Here is a 752-nt window from a genome sequence, read left to right as displayed (position 1 = left end):
CGCGTGGTGAATGTCGGCGTCCGAGATTCCACCTATGTGCTCGACGGCCTGCTGTATCACGAGTCCGACCTGCGGATCGAGGAGCACTACACCGACACGGCCGGTTTCACCGATCACGTCTTCGCCCTGATGCACCTGCTGGGCTTCCGCTTCGCGCCACGCATCCGCGACCTCGGCGAAACCAAACTGTACGTGCCGCAGGGCGTGCAGGCCTACCCGACGCTGCGCCCGCTGATCGGTGGCACCCTGAACATCAAGCACGTGCGCGCTCATTGGGACGACATCCTGCGCCTGGCCAGCTCGATCAAGCAGGGCACCGTTACCGCCTCGCTGATGCTGCGCAAGCTCGGCAGCTATCCGCGTCAGAACGGCCTGGCTGTCGCCCTGCGCGAACTGGGCCGGATCGAACGCACGCTGTTCATCCTGGACTGGCTGCAAAGTGTTGAACTGCGCCGCCGCGTGCATGCCGGCCTGAACAAAGGTGAGGCGCGCAACTCGCTGGCCAGGGCGGTGTTCTTCAACCGCCTTGGGGAAATCAGGGATCGGAGCTTCGAGCAGCAGCGCTACCGGGCCAGCGGCCTCAACCTGGTGACGGCGGCTATCGTGCTGTGGAACACGGTGTACCTGGAGCGCGCCATCCAGGGGTTGGTCGAGGCCGGCAAGCCGGTGGACGGCGAGCTGCTGCAATTCCTGTCGCCGCTGGGCTGGGAGCACATCAACCTAACCGGCGATTACGTCTGGCGGCAGAGCCG

The 752-nt window shown here is 65.3% G+C and carries 1 protein-coding gene; it reads left to right on the top strand.

What is annotated here, in order from left to right:
* Positions 1 to 752: Tn3 family transposase (locus tag HMPREF2886_RS19490; protein ID WP_139148411.1), on the top strand; the 752-nt coding region annotated here is incomplete at both ends.

Source organism: Pseudomonas sp. HMSC066A08, from assembly GCF_001813025.1.
Taxonomy (GTDB): Bacteria; Pseudomonadota; Gammaproteobacteria; order Pseudomonadales; family Pseudomonadaceae; genus Pseudomonas; species Pseudomonas aeruginosa.
Note: the sequence above shows the minus strand (reverse complement) of the source record. Positions and strands in the feature narration are given on the sequence as shown.